The 19660-nt window shown below is 55.6% G+C and carries 22 protein-coding genes and 1 tRNA gene; 10 read left to right on the top strand and 13 right to left on the bottom strand.

Features of this window, described 5'->3' with window-relative positions; genetic code table 11:
- The first annotated feature begins 191 nt into the window (after positions 1-191).
- The 3 genes from OS189_RS03715 to OS189_RS03705 are packed head-to-tail and all read left to right on the top strand — an operon-like array spanning position 192 to position 2542.
- Positions 192-488 (top strand): virulence factor, encoded by a 297-nt coding sequence (locus OS189_RS03715; protein WP_267165916.1) that lies wholly within the window; start codon positions 192-194, stop codon positions 486-488.
- Between the two features lie 37 nt (positions 489-525).
- On the top strand, positions 526-1449 hold the full coding sequence (locus OS189_RS03710; protein ID WP_267165915.1) for a methylenetetrahydrofolate reductase: 924 nt from the start codon (positions 526-528) through the stop codon (positions 1447-1449).
- A gap of 13 nt (positions 1450-1462) precedes the next feature.
- Complete coding sequence (locus OS189_RS03705) at positions 1463-2542, top strand: methyltetrahydrofolate cobalamin methyltransferase (protein WP_267165914.1); 1080 nt, start codon at positions 1463-1465, stop codon at positions 2540-2542.
- Between the two features lie 86 nt (positions 2543-2628).
- Here OS189_RS03705 and OS189_RS03700 read toward each other — a convergent pair whose 3' ends face one another.
- From OS189_RS03700 to iscR, 12 genes are all read right to left on the bottom strand, one after another.
- Complete coding sequence (locus OS189_RS03700) at positions 2629-3675, bottom strand: YeeE/YedE family protein (RefSeq protein ID WP_267165913.1); 1047 nt, start codon at positions 3673-3675, stop codon at positions 2629-2631.
- 236 nt (positions 3676-3911) lie between these two features.
- A tRNA-Arg gene (locus OS189_RS03695) sits at positions 3912-3988 on the bottom strand.
- Positions 3989-4146: 158 nt separating this feature from the next.
- Entirely contained in the window at positions 4147-5367 is a 1221-nt protein-coding gene (locus OS189_RS03690; RefSeq protein WP_267165912.1) for a cysteine desulfurase, read from the bottom strand.
- Entirely contained in the window at positions 5360-5950 is a 591-nt protein-coding gene (locus OS189_RS03685; RefSeq protein WP_267165911.1) for a YIP1 family protein, read from the bottom strand. Before OS189_RS03685 ends, OS189_RS03690 begins: the two co-directional genes overlap by 8 nt.
- A 5-nt stretch (positions 5951-5955) precedes the next feature.
- On the bottom strand, positions 5956-6435 hold the full coding sequence (locus OS189_RS03680) for a YIP1 family protein (protein WP_267165910.1): 480 nt from the start codon (positions 6433-6435) through the stop codon (positions 5956-5958).
- Position 6436: 1 nt separating this feature from the next.
- Positions 6437-7717, bottom strand: a complete 1281-nt coding sequence (gene sufD / locus OS189_RS03675) for a Fe-S cluster assembly protein SufD (protein WP_267165909.1) — start codon at positions 7715-7717, stop codon at positions 6437-6439.
- Complete coding sequence (gene sufC / locus OS189_RS03670; protein WP_267165908.1) at positions 7717-8472, bottom strand: Fe-S cluster assembly ATPase SufC; 756 nt, start codon at positions 8470-8472, stop codon at positions 7717-7719. Before sufC ends, sufD begins: the two co-directional genes overlap by 1 nt.
- A 316-nt stretch (positions 8473-8788) precedes the next feature.
- Positions 8789-9076 (bottom strand): hypothetical protein, encoded by a 288-nt coding sequence (locus OS189_RS03665; protein WP_267165907.1) that lies wholly within the window; start codon positions 9074-9076, stop codon positions 8789-8791.
- Positions 9073-9258: a hypothetical protein gene (locus tag OS189_RS03660; RefSeq protein ID WP_267165906.1), complete on the bottom strand. Its 186-nt coding sequence runs from the start codon at positions 9256-9258 to the stop codon at positions 9073-9075. The genes OS189_RS03665 and OS189_RS03660 overlap by 4 nt, the downstream gene beginning before the upstream one ends.
- Positions 9258-10784 (bottom strand): Fe-S cluster assembly protein SufB, encoded by a 1527-nt coding sequence (sufB, locus tag OS189_RS03655; RefSeq protein ID WP_267165905.1) that lies wholly within the window; start codon positions 10782-10784, stop codon positions 9258-9260. The genes OS189_RS03660 and sufB overlap by 1 nt, the downstream gene beginning before the upstream one ends.
- A gap of 25 nt (positions 10785-10809) precedes the next feature.
- Positions 10810-11910 (bottom strand): cysteine desulfurase family protein, encoded by a 1101-nt coding sequence (locus tag OS189_RS03650; RefSeq protein ID WP_267165904.1) that lies wholly within the window; start codon positions 11908-11910, stop codon positions 10810-10812.
- A 33-nt stretch (positions 11911-11943) separates the two neighbouring features.
- The gene (gene iscR / locus OS189_RS03645; RefSeq protein ID WP_267165903.1) at positions 11944-12402 is read right to left on the bottom strand and encodes a Fe-S cluster assembly transcriptional regulator IscR; all 459 of its coding nucleotides are present in this window, start codon (positions 12400-12402) and stop codon (positions 11944-11946) included.
- Between the two features lie 174 nt (positions 12403-12576).
- Between iscR and OS189_RS03640 the strand changes: the two genes are divergently transcribed.
- From OS189_RS03640 to OS189_RS03630, 3 genes are read left to right on the top strand one after another with little or no spacing between them, the layout of a single operon-like run.
- Positions 12577-13230: an alpha/beta hydrolase gene (locus tag OS189_RS03640; protein WP_267165902.1), complete on the top strand. Its 654-nt coding sequence runs from the start codon at positions 12577-12579 to the stop codon at positions 13228-13230.
- Positions 13230-13469, top strand: coding sequence for a hypothetical protein (locus tag OS189_RS03635; protein ID WP_267165901.1), 240 nt, complete (start codon positions 13230-13232; stop codon positions 13467-13469). Before OS189_RS03640 ends, OS189_RS03635 begins: the two co-directional genes overlap by 1 nt.
- Positions 13466-14047: an HD domain-containing protein gene (locus OS189_RS03630; RefSeq protein ID WP_267165900.1), complete on the top strand. Its 582-nt coding sequence runs from the start codon at positions 13466-13468 to the stop codon at positions 14045-14047. The genes OS189_RS03635 and OS189_RS03630 overlap by 4 nt, the downstream gene beginning before the upstream one ends.
- Here the strand turns inward: OS189_RS03630 and OS189_RS03625 are convergent.
- Entirely contained in the window at positions 13994-15046 is a 1053-nt protein-coding gene (locus tag OS189_RS03625; protein WP_267165899.1) for a glycosyltransferase family 2 protein, read from the bottom strand. The two genes, OS189_RS03630 and OS189_RS03625, sit on opposite strands and share 54 nt — an antisense overlap.
- A gap of 84 nt (positions 15047-15130) precedes the next feature.
- Here OS189_RS03625 and OS189_RS03620 point away from each other — a divergent pair, with 84 nt between their 5' ends.
- From OS189_RS03620 to typA, 4 genes are all read left to right on the top strand, one after another.
- The gene (locus tag OS189_RS03620) at positions 15131-16345 is read left to right on the top strand and encodes an NADP-dependent isocitrate dehydrogenase (protein ID WP_267165898.1); all 1215 of its coding nucleotides are present in this window, start codon (positions 15131-15133) and stop codon (positions 16343-16345) included.
- Positions 16346-16479: 134 nt separating this feature from the next.
- Positions 16480-16812, top strand: coding sequence for a DMT family transporter (locus OS189_RS03615; RefSeq protein WP_267165897.1), 333 nt, complete (start codon positions 16480-16482; stop codon positions 16810-16812).
- Positions 16813-16848: 36 nt separating this feature from the next.
- On the top strand, positions 16849-17760 hold the full coding sequence (locus OS189_RS03610) for a mechanosensitive ion channel family protein (protein ID WP_267165896.1): 912 nt from the start codon (positions 16849-16851) through the stop codon (positions 17758-17760).
- A 71-nt stretch (positions 17761-17831) separates the two neighbouring features.
- On the top strand, positions 17832-19649 hold the full coding sequence (typA, locus tag OS189_RS03605) for a translational GTPase TypA (RefSeq protein ID WP_267165895.1): 1818 nt from the start codon (positions 17832-17834) through the stop codon (positions 19647-19649).
- Positions 19650-19660 lie beyond the last annotated feature (11 nt).

Here is a 19660-nt window from a genome sequence, read left to right as displayed (position 1 = left end):
GACGCGGGGTCTTTTTAGTAAAGCTCAAGATGATCATGCGAAAAACGATCCTGCCACACGGGTGCTGTCGCGGCTGCGATGGTGTAGTCAGAGGTCGCGGATGGTTGTGTTATTGTCGAAAACGACGTTCGGGTATCGCAGCCCTTCCGGTAGAGAAGGCTAAGTTTGGTTAAGGTTGGGAGGAATCGCGCATGGCTGACGTAGTGATCGTGTACTGGCGGGATATTCCTGCGCAGGTAATTGTCGGCAAAGGCCGCCGTGGTCAGAAACGTATTCTGCCAGAGCGTTTCGAGCAGGCGATCGACCGTGCCGCGATGAAAACAGGCGAGGTTGACACTGATGCCTACCTTGCCGAGTGGCGCAAAGCGGATCCTTATTCGGTTGAGGGCGAAGACGCTGCGGTGGCAGATGCCGAAGCTGCGCGCATTGACGCCGAATATGATCGCGAGCGTCTGAAGGCGCTGATTGCAAACGACGGTCGGGCCTGATCCCCGCCTGCGCCTTGAGCCATGAAGGAGCCTTGCGATGGCACTGCTGAATTTCCGCAAAAAAGAAGAAAACCCGATCCACGTAAACCCCGAAGTCGAGGCCCTGTTGCAGGATTTCTCGATCGAGGTCATGCCGCGCACAGCTGAAAAGGTAGATAATTTCGCCGATCTACTGCCAGCGGGAACGCGGGTCTATATCGCCCACATCGACGGTACACCGATTGAGGAAATGGTCGCCACAGCGGCGCGTCTGAACGCAGGCGGTTTTCAGGTGATGCCGCATTTCCCCGCGCGTATCATCAAAGACAAGGCCACGCTGGCGGACTGGATTGCGCGCTATCAGGGTGAAGCGAATGTGAAACAGGCCCTGTTGCTGGCCGGTGGCGTGACTGCGCCGCACGGTGAATTTTCGGACAGTATGCAGTTGATGGAAACGGGGCTGTTCGATGCTGCGGGCTTTACCCGTTTGCATGTTGCGGGTCATCCCGAGGGCAACCGCGACATTGACGCGACCGGCACCGCCAATGTGGATGCAGCCCTGCGCTGGAAGAACGATTTTCAGACCCGCACGGATGCCAAAATGGCAATTGCCACACAGTTCGCGTTTGAAGCAAAGCCGATCATCGCCTGGGCCGCCAGCCTGCGCGATGCAGGTATCACCCTGCCCGTTCATATCGGCATCGCCGGCCCTGCCAAGCTGCAAACCCTGATCAAATTCGCCATTGCCTGCGGTGTTGGTCCGTCGCTGAAGGTGCTGCAAAAGCGCGCGATGGATGTGACCAAACTGCTGCTGCCTTACGAGCCGACAGATGTGCTGGCCGAACTGGCCGCGCACAAGGCTGCGACTCCTGATTTCAACGTCACCCATGTGCATTTTTTCCCGCTGGGCGGGATCAAGACAAACGCCACATGGGCCCATACACACGGCGGCAGTGCTGCTGTCCCTGCAAACGCCTCCTGAAGGATCAGTCTTTATGACCAGAACGATTGTCGAATCCAAAACCAAAACTGCCATTATCGGCTTTGACCAGCCGTTCTGTGTCATCGGCGAGCGGATCAACCCCACAGGCCGCAAGATCCTTGCCGAAGAGCTGGAGCGCGGCGATTTCAGCCGGGTCGAAGCAGACGCAATCGCGCAGGTGGCGGCGGGGGCGAATATCCTTGATGTGAATTCGGGTGCGGTGTTTTCCAACAAGATGGCCGAAGACCCGCGCTATGCCGACAACAACTTTGTCGAGCCGATGTTGATGCCGGAAATGATCAAACGTGTGCAGACGGTCACCGATTGCCCGATCTGCATCGACAGTTCCGTCCCCGGCGCGCTTGAAAACGGGCTGGAAGCCTGCGAAGGGCGTCCGCTTCTGAACTCTGTCACCGGAGAAGAGGAGCGACTGGAGCTGGTGTTGCCACTGGTCAAGAAATACAACGTGCCGGTTGTCGCAATCTCGAATGACGACACGGGCATTTCCGAAGATCCCGACGTACGTTTCGCCGTGGCGAAAAAGATCGTCGAGCGTGCGGCGGATTTTGGTATTCCTGCCCATGACATTGTTGTTGATCCGCTGGTAATGCCAATTGGTGCGATGGCAACTGCGGGGCATCAGGTGTTTACGCTGGTGCGGCGTCTGCGGGACGAATTGGGCGTTAACACAACCTGCGGCGCGTCCAACATCAGCTTTGGCCTGCCCAACCGCCACGGAATTAACAATGCGTTTTTGCCCATGGCAATGGGCGCTGGCATGACATCGGCAATCATGAACCCTGTCGCCCTGCCGGTGAACGCGAAAAAGATCGCCGAGAAGAAAGCAGAGCTGGCCGCCCTCGGCGTGGTTCTGCCCGAAGGGATGGACGACGAAGCCTTTGTCCAGCTGTTCGGCATGGGATCGACAATGGCGCGTCCGGGTAAGGAGATGGAAGCAATCCGTGCGGCCAATTTTCTGTTTGACCGAGACCCGCACGGTGGCGAGTGGATCAAATTTAACAAGGTAGCGCCAAAAGCCGGACAGGAAGGGCGTGGTCGCGCAGGGCGTACCGGAGGACGCCGCCGCGGGTAAAAAAATAGACACCTAAACGTTGAAAGGCAGTGCAATGCGCTGCCTTTTTCCATTTTGTGCGGTTTGTTGTAATTGTGACGCCGCGCTTAGCTGGCGGTCACACCGGACGGGCTTATCGCCGGAACGCGGCTGGCGAATGTGGCACCAATCACGATGCTTGCCAACGCCAGCAATGCCGCAAGGCTGAGCGTTGCACTGCCGCTGAGGCCCGCGCCGATGGTGCAGCCCCCCGCCAGCACACCGCCAAAACCCATCAAGCCGGCACCGGCGATATAGCGCAGCATCTGGTTGCCACCCTCGAACCCCTGCAGGCTCAACTCTCTACGAAGAGTTGCAGAAAGGAAGCTGCCCACCAGCACACCGGCGATGAAGCCTGTGCCGAACCCTGCAGGGATCGCACTGGAGGCGATAACCCAGAACAATGTATCCGCCCAAGGCAACGTAAACGCGGCTGATTGCACTGCAAGCGGGTCAAATTCGTCCATCAGCAGGAAGCTGGTGGTGGCCCAGCCCAGAACCGGCACTAGACCGATTACCGCGCCGAGGATCACGTGCCCGATGGCAGGACGGTGCCGCCGTATCATCAGCACGGCTGCCACAACCGCAAGTGCCACGGCCACAGGTGCTGCAAACGGGATCGCATAAAGCGTTCCGAACGGCAGATCGGTTGTGAAGGCGGAAAGTGTTGTGCGCACAGGGGCCAGTACGCCTTTCAACGTTGCATGTGCGACCAGCGCGAACACCGTCAGCACCACAACCGCCCGCATATTTCCTGTTGCGGCCAGAACGGTCAGGCGGGATGCACAACCACGGGTCAAAACCATCCCTGCCCCAAACGCCAGACCGCCGATCAGGATTGCGGCAACCGCAACATCCGCATCAAGATAACGATGGCCCTCCAGTTCAACAAATCCGGCCATATTCGCAAACAAAAAACCAAGCAGCGCCGTGGCAAAGGCGGTCAGCCAGATTGCACCCGCCTGCCCGCGATCAGTTGCTTCGCCCACAATCGCGCGCCGCAGGCAAAAACGCGTAACCTGCGCCGCAGCACCCAGCACAACGCCTAAACCAAGTGCAAAAAATATCTGTAGAGTTCGGGCGTCATAGCCCCAATCAAAATTTTCCAGCAGCATTGCCAATCCCCTTCATATCAGAACGGGACATTGTGCTTTGTCGGATCAGAGTCAACCTGCCCTGCGAGGACGTAAACGGCGTTGTGCAGGGAAAACCGGAACAATGTTCCTGATGTCCGTTTTGCGGTGATGAACAGTTCTGCATGCGCTGCCCCAAATGAACGCCTGTTCCTAGTTTCGGGTAATGCTAAATTTCCGTGAACAACATCAGGTGGAACGATATCAATTCGGGGTAATGGTGGTCCCAGCTGGATTCGAACCAGCGACCTCTCGCTTCGGAGGCGAGCACTCTATCCAGCTGAGCTATGGGACCGTATTGTCACCGCAATATTGAGCGGGATTTTACGGTATCTTGGCAAATGCCAAAATCCTTTTCTTCAGTGTCGTATTGGACAGCGGCTGCCAAAGCAACGGGCTGTTTGTGGCGGTATAGTGCGACCTCACTGTGCCTGCAATTCAAAAACCCTTGTTTCAGGCGAAAAGATCGTGGGCCAGTTCCAGCGCGTCAATCCAGATGTCGATCTCTTCCTTGGTGTTGTACATGCCAAAAGATGCGCGGCAGGTGGCATTGAGCCCCAGATGGTTCATCAAGGGGCCGGTGCAATGCTGGCCTGCGCGCACGGCCACGCCTTTCTTGTCCAGTATGGTCGAAATATCATGCGCATGGGCCGCACCGTCCATGGTAAAGCTGAATATCGCACCCTTGTCCGGTGCGGTGCCTTGCACCTGAATCCAGTTCAGCCCCGCAAGCTTGGTCACAGCATAATCGCGCAAGGATGCTTCGTGCGCGGCGATATTGGCAAGACCGACCCCCGACATATAATCCAGCGCAACGCCCAGACCAATGGTCTGCACAATGCCAGGCGTTCCGGCCTCGAACTTCATCGGGGCATCGTTGTACACGACCCCCTCTTTCGTCACTTCGCGGATCATATCGCCACCGCCGATAAAAGGGCGCATTTCGTCCATACGCGCAGCCTTTACGTAGATCGCGCCAGAGCCGGACGGACCATAAAGCTTGTGCCCCGTCACACAGTAGAAATCACAGCCGATATCCTGCACATCGATTGGCATGTGGACCGCCGCTTGTGACCCGTCAACCAGAACGGCGATATCTTTTGCATGGGCAGCTCGGGTGATGGTTTTTACGTCCACCACAGTGCCCAAGACATTGGACATATGGGTGATTGCAATTAGCTTGGTGCGTGGCGTGATTGCATCAATCACAGCTTGCGGGTCAAGCGCGCCGGTGGCGTCTACATCAACCCACTTGATCACAACGCCCTGGCGTTCGCGCAGGAAATGCCATGGTACGATGTTGGCGTGATGCTCCATAACGCTCAGGATGATTTCGTCGCCCGCTTCAAGACGTGGCATGGCCCAACTGTAGGCAATCATATTGATCGCCTCTGTGGTGCCCGAGTTAAAGACAATCTCGTCCTCGGAAGCGGCGTTGAGGAAGCGGGCGACCTTGCCGCGCACAGCTTCGTATTTGTCGGTTGCAAGATTTGACAGATAATGCAGACCACGATGCACATTGGCGTATTCATGGCTGTAGGCCGTTGTGATCGCATCAATCACAACCTGCGGCTTTTGCGCAGACGCGCCATTGTCGAGATACACTAGCGGCTTGCCGTTCACCTCACGCGACAGAATGGGAAAATCCCGCCTGATTGCTGCAACATCATACATTTGCGGGTACTCCCATGGCACCTAGGCCAATCAGCCCAATAAATATCATCAGGCCGATCATAAGGCCAACCGCAGCAAGTATCAAAACGCCCACGCCGTACATCAAACTGGGCAGGCGCAAGGCTTCGGTGATGAAATTCACGGTGATCCAGAGGCCCAAGACCCCGATCGCCAGCGAAAACAGCTGTGCCAACAATGGCGACAGCAGGATCAGCACAAACATTACCAGTTGCGCCACCGCGCGAAGACCCTGTAGCCAGACAAGCAGGGCAAGAAGATCACCCAGATCGCCCTGCCCGCCCATAGCGCGCCCCGTCCAGTAGAACGCATGAACACTCAACACCAGCAAGCCGGTGATGATCACGAAGAACAGGATCGGGTTGCTGAATATCGGAGGCAGCACCGACGTATCGCTCAAAAACAGCGAAAAACTGTAAATGATTGCGTTGATGACGGCGACAAGCGCCAGACCGGTCCATAACACATCACGGCTAAGGTGAAGCGACATGATTTTTTGCGCAGCGGAGCGCGGGCTCTGGATGGTTTCCAGCGCCAGGCTTTTCAAAGCGTCTTGTGACATCATCGGCATCATCCTTCTGCGCGCAAAAGGCCTGAAGCCCAAAACCAGCCAAACACCGCAAGCCAGACAAAACCTAGCAGCTGTAGCTGAATACCCGGACCGATAAAGGCCGCCGTGAGGCCCGTCAACAGGATCACGGGTGTGGAGGCAAGTAGCGCCCAGATCAGTGTAAACCGGATTTCAAAGCCAGTGACCTTGCGCCGTGCGATCCACGCCAGCCCCCTCACCAGAATGGCAAAGAGATAGACAAGAATCGGCATGATGAAGACAAAGAAAAAAGCGCTCCAGTACAGGCGCGCGGCCAGCGGAACCTCAGGGTTCAGCTGCGCCTCGCGCGCCTGAAAGGGGGCGGTGGCCACAAACATCAGCATCCCTGCGATCAGCAGGAACAAGAGCGCGCGTACCTCGTTGCGGCCCTGCGCCAGAAAGCGTGAAACCACCCGTCCCGGCCCCTTGTAGGTGGCCAATATATCCTGTGTTAACGCCACCTTAACCGCTGCGCCGTTCTAGCCATGCGCCCAGACGGGCGGTCATGCCTTCACGCAGGCTTTCGTCCTCGATCTCCTCAACCGCCTCGGCAAGGAAGGCAAGCGTCAGAAGGTTGGTCGCCTCGTCTGTCGGGACCCCGCGCGAACGCAGATAAAACAGCGCGTCTTCATCAATCGCGCCGGAGGTCGAACCGTGGCTACACGCGACATCGTCGGCATAGATTTCAAGCTCCGGTTTGGCGAGAAACTGGCTGTCATCATCCAGCATAAGGGCCTGGCTGATCTGGTAGCCGTCTGTCTTTTGCGCACCGGCTTTCACGAGGATCTTACCTTGGAAAACGCCAACCGCGCCGTTGCGCAAAACCTTCTTGAACACCTGACGGCTGTTACAATTTACCGCATCATGGGTGATGAAAACGGTATCGTCGTGGTGAAAATCACCATCACCGACACACGCACCCGCTACGTTGGCAATCGCGTCATCACCAGTCAGTTCGATGACGCAATCGTTACGGGTTAACACGCCGTTCATCGTCATTGTGAAGGAATGAAAAGCAGATTCAGTGCCAAGACGGGCAAAGATATGCGTGGCTGTGCGCCGCTCGTGATCGCGCCCCTGCGCGCGAACATGATGAAACGATGCGTTATCGGCGATCTCAACTTCCATCACCTTGTTAAAGCGTGCGGCAGCCGGACCGTTCTCCAGCAGTGTCATTTCCGCACCTGCATCCAACTTGATGCAGTGGTGCAAGATTGCGTCGGAAGTGTCTGATTTGTGGTTGTAAATCAGGCTGATAGGTTTGCTCGGTTTACCTGTGACATGGATCAAGACACCGTCAGTGGCAAAGGCTGTGTTCAGGGCCGCAAGCGGGCGCTGAACGGGCGATTGTCCGCGGGCTTCCAACACACCATAAAGGTTTTTTGCCCAGTGCAGATCGCTGTCCGCAGCGGCAAGCCGCTCGATTGTCACTCCCTCAAGGCTCAGATCGTCGGATGCATCCGCGTCAAATACGCCGTCCACAAAAACGATGCGCAGACGATCAACTTCCTCAAACATAGCCTCTTCGTCAGACTGAAGCACCGCAGCTTTAGGCGCGTCGACCTGTGTTAACGTGTCGGGGCGTGTGTATTTCCAGTATTCATCACGCCGCTGTGGCAGGCCTATGGTGCGCAAGCGCGCCAGTGCGTCCTCGCGCGCGGCTGCGCCCCATGTGCTGTCGGGCATCGAAAGCGATGCGATCATCGCTTCGGTCGGATCTTCTTTCATTGCTACCTCGGACATTATGCCACCTCGGCGAGAATATCTGCATATCCGTTGTTTTCGACCTCAAGCGCCAGCTCCGGTCCACCGGATTTGACGATGCGGCCATCGGCCATGATATGCACAAAGTCGGGTTTGATATGGTCAAGCAGGCGCTGGTAGTGCGTGATCACCAAAAATCCGCGCCCTTCCGACCGCAAGGCGTTCACACCTTCTGCCACCAGTTTCATCGCATCAACATCAAGACCTGAGTCCGTCTCGTCGAGGATACACATTTTCGGCTCAAGCATCGCCATTTGCAGAATTTCGTTACGCTTCTTCTCACCACCGGAGAAGCCCATGTTAACCGGGCGCTTCAGCATATCGGCGTCGATTTTCAGTTCTTTGGCTTTCGCACGCACGACCTTGAGGAATTCCGCGGCGGACATCTCCTCTTCGCCGCGCGCCTTGCGCTGTGCGTTTACCGCCGTACGCAGAAAGGTCATGTTGCCCACGCCGGGAATTTCGACGGGATACTGGAACGCAAGGAACAGGCCAGCGGCTGCGCGCTCTTCCGGTTCCATCTCCAGCAGATCGACATCCTCAAGCGTGGCCGTCCCGCCCGTTACCTCATAACCGCCCTTGCCCGACAACACATAGGACAGGGTCGATTTCCCAGAGCCGTTCGGCCCCATAATCGCGTGGACTTCACCACCATTGATCTGCAAATCAACGCCTTTAAGAATCTTCTTGTCTTCGTCTTCCAACTCGACTTGCAGGTTTTTGATGTTCAGCATGTGAGTGCTCCTTAATTCTGGTTACGGCGCAGCGCGCCTGTGATGTGTCCGGCCCTCGGGCCATTGATTTCAGCGGCGCGGGAAAGCTGTCATGCAGCGTTCCGCGCGCAGCGGTTATGCCGTTGGTGTAGTTTATCGGGGCCCTTTGCCGGATCAATCAGCAGGTAGGCCGGATCGGAAACCGCGAATGCCTGCAATTCAGGCTCTTGCGTCAAGGAAAAGTGCGTGACAATCAACCGATTGATTGAATCGCGAAATTTTCGCATCGAGTTCGACCAATGCAGGCGCAAAAGCGTGTTTCGAGAGACAGCGGCAATCATGTTCTGCACTCCGCTTGCCGTTTTGCTGCCCGTACCAGCGCGGTCATCAGCAGGAAAAAGCCGCCGATCATGACGCCAAGCAGCCAGAGAGCAGTCTTGTGCGGCTGGCTCCAGTCCGCTGCGGCTGTCTCTGTAATCCACAGCATTCCGTGCGCCAGAGCCACAAACGTTACTATCAAAACAGCGGTAAACGGCGCGGCCTGAAGCCGCCCGTTGTCCCGCACAACCGGCAAACGGCACCACGCCGCTTCGATCCGGTCATAGAATGTTTCGATCTTACTCACGAATTGCGTCCTTTGAACCAGCGAATGCCCAAACCAACCACGAAATAGAACACGGCAAACACCGCCGCATTCAGCACAGCTTTCTGCCAGCCTTCACCCGCCTCAAGCCCGAAGCCAAATGTAAAGCTGAACGCGAAGTAAATCACCGCCGCGATGCCGGTTTCCTTGAGCAGGTTTTGCATTAGCCAACAGAGCCTTCCAGCGAGATCGCCACTAGCGCTTGTGCTTCCATGGCGAATTCCATCGGCAGAGCCTGCAGCACGTCCTTGCAGAAACCGTTTACAACCAATGCAACGGCCTCTTCTTCGTCCATCCCGCGCGAGCGGCAGTAGAACAGCTGGTCATCATCCACTTTCGATGTCGTCGCCTCATGCTCCACACGGCTGGAGTTGTTCTTGACCTCGATATACGGCACCGTATGGGCACCACATTTATCACCGATCAACAGGCTGTCACACTGGGTATAGTTCCGGCTGTCCTTGGCTTTCGGGTGCATCGACACAAGACCACGATAGGTGTTTTGCGCTTTGCCCGCGCTGATCCCCTTCGAGACAATCCGCGACTTTGTACGTTTGCCCAGATGCACCATCTTGGTGCCCGTGTCGGCCTGCTGCATGTTGTTTGCAATGGCGATCGAATAAAATTCACCCTGTGAATCGTCGCCGCGCAGAATGCAGGACGGGTATTTCCACGTCACAGCCGAACCTGTCTCCACCTGCGTCCACATCACCTTGGAACGGTCCCCGCGGCAATCGGCACGTTTGGTTACAAAGTTGTAAATCCCGCCCTTGCCGTTCTCGTCACCGGGATACCAGTTCTGCACGGTGGAGTATTTCACCTCTGCATCTTCCTCGATAATGATCTCGACCACAGCCGCGTGCAGCTGGCTTTCATCGCGCTGCGGCGCCGTGCAACCCTCAAGATAACTCACGTACGAGCCCTTGTCGGCAATGATCAAGGTGCGCTCGAACTGGCCGGTATTCTCCGCGTTGATACGGAAATACGTCGACAATTCCATCGGGCAACGCACGCCCGGCGGCACATAAACGAACGACCCGTCGGAAAATACAGCCGAGTTCAGCGTTGCATAGAAGTTATCCTGTACCGGCACGACCGATCCGAGGTATCTCTTCACCAGATCAGGGTATTCCTTGATCGCTTCGGAAATCGAGCAAAAGATCACGCCGGCCTTCATCAATTCTTCACGGAACGTCGTACCGACGGACACGGAGTCAAACACTGCATCCACGGCGACCCTGCGCGGCGCGTCCGTCAACTCTTCTGCGCCTTCGACGCCAGCAAGAATGGCCTGCTCCTTCAAAGGGATGCCAAGCTTTTTGTACGTCTCCAAAAGCTTTGGATCCACATCATCCAGAGATTTGGGCTTTACGGCCATACTCTTGGGGCGGGCGTAGTAATATTGGTCCTGAAAGTTGATTTCAGGATAATCTACCATCGCCCAGTCCGGCTCGCGCATCTTCTGCCAACGCGCATAAGCGCCCAGACGCCACTGCGTCATCCACTCGGGTTCTTCATTCTTTTCGGAAATCAGCTTGACGATATCTTCGTTCAGGCCCAGCGGCGCATAGTCCATTTCAATGTCAGTGGACCAGCCGTGCTTATAGGCGCCGCCTACCTCACGCACCGCGTCTACTGTTTCCTGATCGACGCCTTCTTTTACGCCACCGTCCAAGATAGTATTATCCATGATCATCTTCCTCTCGCGTTTTGGCCTACGCCGCCCGCTTTTGGTGTTTTTCGAATTTTGCTGCCCATACATCTGCAAAGCGCAGGACATCTTCTTTAGTTGTTTCAAGGCCCAGCGAAACACGGATCGCGCTTGCGGCCTCAATCTCGTCAAATCCCATTGCCAGCAATACCTTGCTGGCACGCACTTTACCGCTGGAACAGGCAGATCCTGCCGACACGGCAAATCCGGCAAGGTCCATCTGCATAACCTGAGTCTCACCTTTCCAGTTCGGCGTTAGAATGCAGGTGGTATTCGGCAGGCGTGGAACGTCTTTCCCGACAAAAATAGTATGTTTTGAGGCATCCACAATAGCATCCTCCAGAATATCTCGGATCTGTGCCACTTCGTCCCATCTGCCGCTGCTGATATCCTGTCGTGCAGCCTGCGCAGCCGCTCCGAATCCGGCAATCCCGATCACGTTTTCGGTTCCCGAACGGCGGTTCATCTCTTGACCGCCACCGCGCAATATTGGCGCGGGATCATCAGCAGTAAAGTTGATTAGCGCGCCCACACCCTTTGGCCCACCAATTTTATGGGCAGACAGGATGGCATAGGACGGCGCGATGCCTTCATATGTGACCGACATCTTGCCCACCAGTTGCGTGATGTCGCATACGGTCGAATACCCTTCACCACTGCCCGCAACACGGGCGTTGGAGCGTAGTATACCTGTCTCGCTATTGGCGGCAGAAATCGCCAGCAATCCACCATGCAATATGTCGCCTTCGTTACGAACGGTCTTTCCGTTCTTACCATACAGGCCGGGCAAAGCGACGTCGGACCACACCTCAAGACAGTCGTGCTCGGTCGGCAAAGCCCCGAACACACCACCATGGTGGTGTTTTTGCGCAACCGCCAATGCCGCCGCCTCTGTCGCACTTGAGGTGAATATTACCTGTTGCGGCTTGCAACCAACCAATTCGGCAACCCGAGTGCGCGCATGTTCAACCAGCATTTTCGCTGCGCGCCCTTCCGCGTGTACCGAAGACGGGTTTCCGGCAATATCCATCGCCGCAACCATCGCTTCGCGTGCCTGCGCCCTCAAGGGGGTCGTTGCGTTATGATCCAGATACAGTCTGTTCATTTCTTTTGGCCAAAAATATCCAAATCCAGCGCCCTATTCATCCACCACGGCAAACAGGGTCGGCACCGCCGGACACGGTGTCATCTGGTTCTCGACAACATCGGACAGACGAGTTTGGTGTAAAAACACGTATACATGCGCACTTAGTCCTTGCCACAAGCGGTTCGTCAGGGATTGCGCGCGGCTGCCGGACGCCCCGCCAGAAGCACCTGCACCCTTGTGCATGGCATCAACCGTTTCATCAACCGCCGCGAGTATATCCACCACGCGGATATCGGATGCAGGCCGCGCCAGACGATAACCGCCCCCAGGTCCGCGCACGGAAACGACCAAGCCGTTGCGGCGAAGCTTTACAAACAGTTGTTCAAGATAGGGCAGTGAAATCTGTTGACGTTCGGCAATATCACCCAAAGACACGAGCGTATCACCCTTCTGTAAGGCGATATCGGCAAGCGCAACCATCGCATAACGTCCTTTTGTCGAAAGTTTCATCGCAATTACCCTATCAGATCAGGCTTTTGTTTGACGCAGGCGCGCTTAATGCCTACATCCCTCAGACGCATCTGCATCATCGGGTGCCTCATAATTAGAACCGTTCTAAAGTAGCAGACGGAATTCGTCAAGAATAGTCGTACGCCCCTTTCGAACCTGCAAGAGAGAACACCCATGCCCGAGGTAATTTTTCCCGGACCCGAAGGCCGACTCGAGGGTCGCTATCATCCGCAAAAAGAGCGTGACGCCCCCATTGCGATCATTCTGCATCCGCATCCGCAGTTTGGCGGAACGATGAACCATAAAGTTGTCTATAATCTGCATTACGCTTTCTACAACATGGGCTTTACCGTTCTGCGGTTTAATTTCCGCGGAGTTGGTCGCAGTCAGGGCGAATACGATCAGGGCATCGGCGAGCTTTCGGATGCCGCCTCTGCGCTGGATTATTTGCAGTCGATGAACAATAACTCCAAGCACTGCTGGGTTGCCGGCTTTTCGTTCGGAGCGTGGATCGGTATGCAATTGTTGATGCGCCGCCCCGAAATCACGGGCTTCATTTCGGTTGCGCCTCCTGCCAACATGTATGACTTCAGCTTCCTCGCACCCTGCCCTGCGTCCGGCCTTGTGATCAACGGCACCGGTGATCGCGTGGCACCGCCCGCCGATACGGTCAATTTGGTCAACAAGTTGCACGAGCAAAAAGGCATCACCATTACACATCAGGAAATCGAAGGTGCAGGCCACTTCTTTGAGGAACCGCATATGGACACGCTGATCGGATCGACCACCGATTATGTGCGTCGCCGCCTTACGGAGAATACGCGCTAATGGCTGACGATGCTGTTATCAGAATGGCCAACAAGCTGGCCGAAGAATGTCTGGCTGTGCAGAAGGAAACCGGCGAGGACCGCCTATTTATGGAAGTGGGCGATGTTCTCGGCGCCTCTTCCCAGACATTGGAAGAAGCGTTTCTGACGGCTGTGCGCACGCGCATGGCCGAGCAGAAAGGCCGCCAGTTTCTGGCAACCAAGCTAAAACGCTACCGCGCGGCCGCAGCGGATAAATGACACAGCGGCTTGAGCAACAGATCGCTTTTCTCAACGAGGCGGACAAGCTCAAGTCGGTGGTGCGCGCAACCGAGTTGTGTGACAATTCCCGTTATGAGAACTCTGCCGAACACAGCTGGCACCTGACGCTTTACGCGTTGGTTCTGTCCGATCAGGCCGGACCGGATGTAGACATCAATCGCGTAATCAAAATGCTGATCCTGCATGATTTGGTAGAGATTGATGCCGGCGACCACCCGATATTCGGCAGCCATGATGTTGCGGCAATGGCGGCACAGGAGCAGGAGGCAGCGAACCGGATATTCGGATTGCTTCCGAATGACTTGCGCGATGATCTTCGCGCGATATGGGAGGAGTTCGAGGCGGCGCAATCCCCCTCAGCGCAATTCGCTAAATCGCTCGATCGCTTTCAACCGCCGATGCAGAACCTGCAATCGGGCGGCGGCAGCTGGATTGATTTCGACGTAACCGAGCAGATCATCGCAGATCGCGTAGGCAGCAAGATCGCCATCGGCGCGCCTGCCCTATGGAATTTTGCGCGCGAACGGATCGCCACTTTTTTCGCCTCCCGACTCTGAAATTCCGGCCAGATCAAGATTGCGAAACTGTAGTGACCATCGCTGTTTTTCCTCGACAGATAGTGCTTGATATTGATTGAGTACTTGCAGCGCTTCACGCCGCACATTTTGTTGTGTCTGCACAGTAAGCTCAGCAATCCCGGTGCGCCCGAGAAATTCGATACGCGCTTCTTCGTACTGCGCAAGCGTATCTGATTTGATATGAAACGCGCGCATCGGTTCTGCCTTGCCCTCTAGCTGTCGATAACCGTAACGGTTATCCTTGAACAGCTTTTCCTGAAAAGCGGGTCTGCCCCGCCCCAACATTGCAAGGTATTCGATGGGGCTGCGAAACAGGCGGTGTAGAATGAAGGCGGGGCCAAAGCTCTGCGGGGCGTTTGGCGTCCTGTACGGTGTGCGCGACGAAATATGCGCACCGCTTGCTGACCAGCGCTTCATGGGCCACGCGGTGCGCACAGTATGTACACTTTGCCTGATGACAGGCAGGCCCTGCCGAATTGTTGTTTTGACCAAGTGGTGATGCTGGCCATATTGCCTCTGTGCCATCGGGGGCGCGAACGGCTCGCCATCACTTAGAAGCTGGAACCAGTTAAAAGATGCAATTTTCGGCCAGCCGGCGCTTTCAAGCACACCTTGCACCGGCACATCAAAGTTGGCGGGAGTCCAGAATTCATCAATATCCGCAAAGTGAACGTAGTCTTGCCGTGTTAGGCCACACCGCAATCGCCTGCGCGCATCACCATACGCGGCCAGCTGCACATTGTTCTTCCCTTCGAACCCATCGCCTGACAGAAGCTGTACCTCCGGCACCACCGCCGCTATTCTGCGCACAACTTCTGCGGAACTGTCCGTCGAGCGGTTGACATAAACCAATACGGGCGAAAATCCGAAATACAGATGGTGGAAAATCCAGTCCGCCAAATACGCCGCCTCATTGCGGGCTGCCGCCACAATCGCGACCTTGCGGTTTGTGTTTTGGGCAAGTGTTTGAAAATTCACTAAAGGCATTTTCGTGCATTATTCCATTCTCGTCACCGATACGGTAAACGCGGTTTAATTGTAACTGACTGAAAGTCATAACCCATGACCAAAATCAAGGTAGAGAACCCCGTTGTCGAGCTCGACGGTGACGAAATGACCCGCATTATCTGGGATTTCATCAAGAAAAAGCTGATCCTGCCCTACCTTGATATTGATCTGAAATACTATGATCTGGGCATTCAGGCGCGGGACGATACCGATGACCAGATCACAATTGATGCAGCCGAGGCCATCAAGAAACACGGTGTCGGTGTCAAATGCGCCACCATCACCCCTGACGAAGCGCGCGTTGAGGAATTTGGCCTAAAGAAAATGTGGCGCTCGCCCAATGGAACAATTCGAAACATTCTGGGCGGTGTGATTTTCCGCCAGCCGATCATCTGCTCGAACGTGCCGCGTCTGGTTCCGGGATGGACACAGCCGATTGTTGTGGGCCGCCATGCCTACGGTGACCAATACCGCGCGACCGATTTCAAATTTCCAGGCGCTGGCAAGCTATCGATCAAGTTTGTCGGTGAGGATGGCACCGAGATTGAGCATGAAGTGTTCGACGCCCCCGATTCCGGCGTAGTTATGGCGATGTATAACCTTGACAAGTCAATCATCGATTTTGCGCGCGCCTCGCTGAATTACGGGTTGAACCTTGGCTGGCCCGTTTACCTCAGCACCAAGAATACCATTCTGAAGCAATATGACGGACGGTTCCTGGAGCTGTTCCAGAAGATTTATGAAGAAGAATTCGAAGAACAGTTCAAGACCGCCGGCATCACATATGAGCACCGTCTGATTGACGATATGGTTGCCTGCGCGATGAAATGGAACGGCGGTTATGTCTGGGCCTGCAAAAACTATGACGGTGACGTGCAGTCCGATACGGTTGCTCAGGGGTTCGGATCACTTGGACTGATGACATCGATCCTGATGACACCGGACGGCCAAACCGTTGAGGCGGAAGCCGCGCACGGCACTGTGACACGGCATTACCGCCAGCATCAAAGGGGTGAGGAAACCTCGACCAACTCCATAGCGTCGATTTATGCATGGACAGGCGGGTTGAAGCATCGCGGCAAGCTGGACGGGAACGAAGCGCTGACCAGTTTTGCCGAAACGCTGGAGAAGGTGGTTGTAGACACGGTTGAGGCCGGACACATGACCAAAGACCTTGCGCTTCTGGTCGGGCCTAATCAAAGCTGGCTAACAACCATGGGTTTCCTAGAAAAAGTCGATGGAAACCTGAATGCCGCGTTGAAGGGCTGATTTTAGCAGGCCGAAGAAGGGCTGTCATATGTGCAGCCCTTCTTATTTCAGTTTTACAATTCCCCCCACATTGAAGGTGCTGACGGGGGCATAACCGCGAAACCTCTGCTGTTTTGCTGCGAAAAAGGTGTGACATGCCGATATATCTTATTCTTGCACTTGCGGTGCTTGCCGAAACTATTGGCACAACCGCGCTACAGGCAAGCCAGCAATTTACCCGTGTGGGGCCATCGATCATTGTCGTCGTGGCCTATGCGATTTCATTTTACCTCCTGTCGGTCACACTGCGCACAATGCCCGTGGGCGTGGTCTATGCCTTGTGGAGCGGTCTCGGCATCGTCCTGATCGCAATTATCGGATGGAGTGTGTTTGGTCAGGTGCTGGATGTTGCCGCGATTGCAGGGCTTGCCATGATCATCGGGGGCATTGCAGTCATTCACCTGTTTTCCGCCACTGCGCCGCATTAATCAGGAACCATCCAGCCGCCGCATGCGTTTGGGGGCATGGAAAATTCATTTAACGCGATCTGGTCCGTCCTGCCGGAACCGCTGCGCTTGCAGCTTGAAGGCTATGCAACGGGCTTTTGGGCTATCCTTCCTCAGCTTATCCTATCGCTATTGTTCGTGTTGTTTGTTTGGGGTGTTCTGAAGCTCATCCAAACCTTCTTGCCACGTACATTAAGGCGCGCGCGGATGCGGCGCGGATTGGTGGATGTGATGATGATGCTGATCACGGTCGGTATCTGGCTGATGGGCGCGCTGATTGCGATCACAATCGCGTTTCCCACAATTACGCCGGGTCGTGCGCTGACCGCGCTGGGGGTTGGCGGTGTTGCGATCGGCTTTGCGTTCAAAGACGTCTTCGAAAACTTTCTAGCGGGCGTCTTGCTCCTGATCCGTGAACCGTTCTCCATCGACGATTATATCGAATGTGAGGATATCGACGGGCAGGTTGAGGCGATCACCATTCGTGATACCCATGTGCGCCAGACAGACGGGCAATTGGTGGTGGCGCCGAATGCAATGTTCTTCAAAAATCCGGTTACCATTCGCACCGCGCGCGATGTGCGCCGCACAACAATCATCTGCGGTATAGCCTACAGCGAGGATGTGGACCGCGCCCGCGAGATCATCGCCGATGCGGTGCGTGCAGTAGACCTAGTGCATGATGACGTGCGCGATGTTGAGATTTTCGCGCAGGAGTTTGCTGACAGTTCGATAAATTTCGAAGTGACATGGTGGACAGGATCGCGTCCGATCGACATCCGCTCCAGCCGTGACAAGGTTGTGGCTGCGGTGAAATCAGCCCTGGATGATGCAGGGATTGAAATTCCTTTCCCATACCGGACCATGACTTTCAAAGAACCACTGGTTATCCGCCAAAGCGAGGATACCGAGCAACAAGACGCCACGTGAGGGGTTTTTTGCTGGTCTTTATCAAGGATGCACGTTAGAGCGCGCACAATCCCCTGAGACAAGGTAATCACATGGACCTGCGGAATATCGCAATCATCGCACACGTTGACCACGGCAAGACGACGCTGGTGGACGAACTTCTGAAACAATCCGGTACCTATCGCGACAACCAAGCGACCACCGAACGCGCAATGGACAGCAATGATCTGGAGCGCGAGCGCGGCATTACCATTTTTGCCAAGCCGACCTCGGTTGAGTGGAAAGGCACGCGGATCAATATTGTTGACACCCCCGGCCACGCCGATTTCGGCGGCGAGGTGGAACGTATTCTGTCCATGGTGGACGGTGTTGTTCTGCTGGTCGATTCGGCGGAAGGCCCGATGCCACAGACCAAATTTGTGACATCGAAAGCGCTCAAGCTGGGCCTGCGCCCGATTGTGGTGATTAACAAGGTCGACAAGCCCGACGGCGAGCCCGACCGCGCGCTGGATGAGTGTTTCGATTTGTTCGCAAATCTTGACGCCACGGACGAGCAGCTTGATTTCCCGACAATGTATGCCTCCGGCCGCTCTGGCTGGGCTGATATGGAACTGGACGGACCGCGCAAGGATCTGAGCGCCTTGTTCGAATTGATCCTCGCCCATGTGCCGCCGCCCGCGCAGATCGCTGATGCGGACAAGCCGTTTACAATGCTTGCGACCACACTGGGCGGTGATCCGTTCCTCGGCCGTCTGCTGACTGGTCGCGTGGAATCGGGCACATTGAAAGCGGGCCAGACCATCAAGGCAATGTCACGCGATGGCACGCTGATCGAGAATTTCCGCTGCACGAAGATCCTAGCCTATCGCGGGTTGGATCAGACAGCTATCGATATGGCCGAAGCAGGTGATATCGTTTCGATCGCCGGTATGACCAAAGCTACAGTTGCCGATACCCTTGCGGATCAATCTGTTGTGGATGCGATTCCTGCCCAGCCGATTGACCCGCCCACAATTACCGTAACCTTCGGTATCAACGACAGCCCATTGGCTGGTCGTGACGGTAAAAAGGTTCAGTCGCGGGTAATTCGCGAACGTCTGCTCAAGGAAGCGGAATCAAACGTCGCGATCAAAGTGACCGACACCCCCGGCGGTGAAGCATTTGAGGTTGCCGGACGTGGCGAACTCCAGATGGGTGTTTTGATTGAAAACATGCGCCGGGAGGGGTTCGAGCTGTCAATCTCGCGCCCGCAGGTGCTGTTTCAGGAAATTGACGGCGTACGTCATGAACCGATTGAAGAAGCTACTATTGACGTTGATGACGAATACTCTGGCGCGGTTATCGAAAAGTTGACCGGTGTGCGCAAAGGTGAGTTGGTTGAAATGAAACCGGCGGGTGCGGGCAAAACCCGCATCGTGGCGCATGTCCCCTCGCGTGGTTTGATCGGTTATCACGGTGAATTCCTGACCGATACACGCGGCACGGGTGTTCTGAACCGGGTTTTCCACGAATGGGCGCCACATAAAGGCGTTATCCCCGGCCGTCGTGCAGGGGTTCTGATCTCGATGGAAAACGGTGTTGCAGTATCCTATGCGCTTTGGAAGCTGGAAGATCGGGGGCGTTTCTTTATTGGTGCGCAAACCGATGTTTATACCGGTATGATCATCGGCGAGCACAGCCGCGAAAACGATCTGGAAGTGAACCCGCTCAAGGGTAAGCAGCTGACCAACGTGCGTGCGTCCGGCACGGATGAAGCGGTGCGCCTGACCACACCGATCACGCTTAGCCTGGAAGAGGCGATTGCGTATATCGATGATGACGAACTGGTTGAAGTGACGCCGAATGCCATCCGGCTGCGCAAGCGTTATCTGGATCCCCATGAACGCAAGCGGATGTCAAAATCTGCATGATAAAGAAAAGG

Origin of the sequence: Sulfitobacter sp. F26169L (assembly GCF_026410285.1) — a bacterium.
Taxonomy (GTDB): domain Bacteria; phylum Pseudomonadota; class Alphaproteobacteria; order Rhodobacterales; family Rhodobacteraceae; genus Sulfitobacter.
Note: the sequence above shows the minus strand (reverse complement) of the source record. Positions and strands in the feature narration are given on the sequence as shown.

Bases quoted from the DNA above. Each gene is read 5' to 3' on its own strand.
- OS189_RS03715 (WP_267165916.1), top strand. From the start codon at position 192: ATGGCTGACGTAGTGATCGTGTACTGGCGGGATATTCCTGCGCAGGTA.
- OS189_RS03710 (WP_267165915.1), top strand. From the start codon at position 526: ATGGCACTGCTGAATTTCCGCAAAAAAGAAGAAAACCCGATCCACGTA.
- OS189_RS03705 (WP_267165914.1), top strand. From the start codon at position 1,463: ATGACCAGAACGATTGTCGAATCCAAAACCAAAACTGCCATTATCGGC.
- OS189_RS03700 (WP_267165913.1), bottom strand. From the start codon at position 3,675: ATGCTGCTGGAAAATTTTGATTGGGGCTATGACGCCCGAACTCTACAG.
- OS189_RS03690 (WP_267165912.1), bottom strand. From the start codon at position 5,367: ATGTATGATGTTGCAGCAATCAGGCGGGATTTTCCCATTCTGTCGCGT.
- OS189_RS03685 (WP_267165911.1), bottom strand. From the start codon at position 5,950: ATGATGTCACAAGACGCTTTGAAAAGCCTGGCGCTGGAAACCATCCAG.
- sufD (WP_267165909.1), bottom strand. From the start codon at position 7,717: ATGTCCGAGGTAGCAATGAAAGAAGATCCGACCGAAGCGATGATCGCA.
- sufC (WP_267165908.1), bottom strand. From the start codon at position 8,472: ATGCTGAACATCAAAAACCTGCAAGTCGAGTTGGAAGACGAAGACAAG.
- OS189_RS03660 (WP_267165906.1), bottom strand. From the start codon at position 9,258: ATGCAAAACCTGCTCAAGGAAACCGGCATCGCGGCGGTGATTTACTTC.
- sufB (WP_267165905.1), bottom strand. From the start codon at position 10,784: ATGGATAATACTATCTTGGACGGTGGCGTAAAAGAAGGCGTCGATCAG.
- OS189_RS03650 (WP_267165904.1), bottom strand. From the start codon at position 11,910: ATGAACAGACTGTATCTGGATCATAACGCAACGACCCCCTTGAGGGCG.
- iscR (WP_267165903.1), bottom strand. From the start codon at position 12,402: ATGAAACTTTCGACAAAAGGACGTTATGCGATGGTTGCGCTTGCCGAT.
- OS189_RS03640 (WP_267165902.1), top strand. From the start codon at position 12,577: ATGCCCGAGGTAATTTTTCCCGGACCCGAAGGCCGACTCGAGGGTCGC.
- OS189_RS03635 (WP_267165901.1), top strand. From the start codon at position 13,230: ATGGCTGACGATGCTGTTATCAGAATGGCCAACAAGCTGGCCGAAGAA.
- OS189_RS03630 (WP_267165900.1), top strand. From the start codon at position 13,466: ATGACACAGCGGCTTGAGCAACAGATCGCTTTTCTCAACGAGGCGGAC.
- OS189_RS03620 (WP_267165898.1), top strand. From the start codon at position 15,131: ATGACCAAAATCAAGGTAGAGAACCCCGTTGTCGAGCTCGACGGTGAC.
- OS189_RS03615 (WP_267165897.1), top strand. From the start codon at position 16,480: ATGCCGATATATCTTATTCTTGCACTTGCGGTGCTTGCCGAAACTATT.
- OS189_RS03610 (WP_267165896.1), top strand. From the start codon at position 16,849: ATGGAAAATTCATTTAACGCGATCTGGTCCGTCCTGCCGGAACCGCTG.
- typA (WP_267165895.1), top strand. From the start codon at position 17,832: ATGGACCTGCGGAATATCGCAATCATCGCACACGTTGACCACGGCAAG.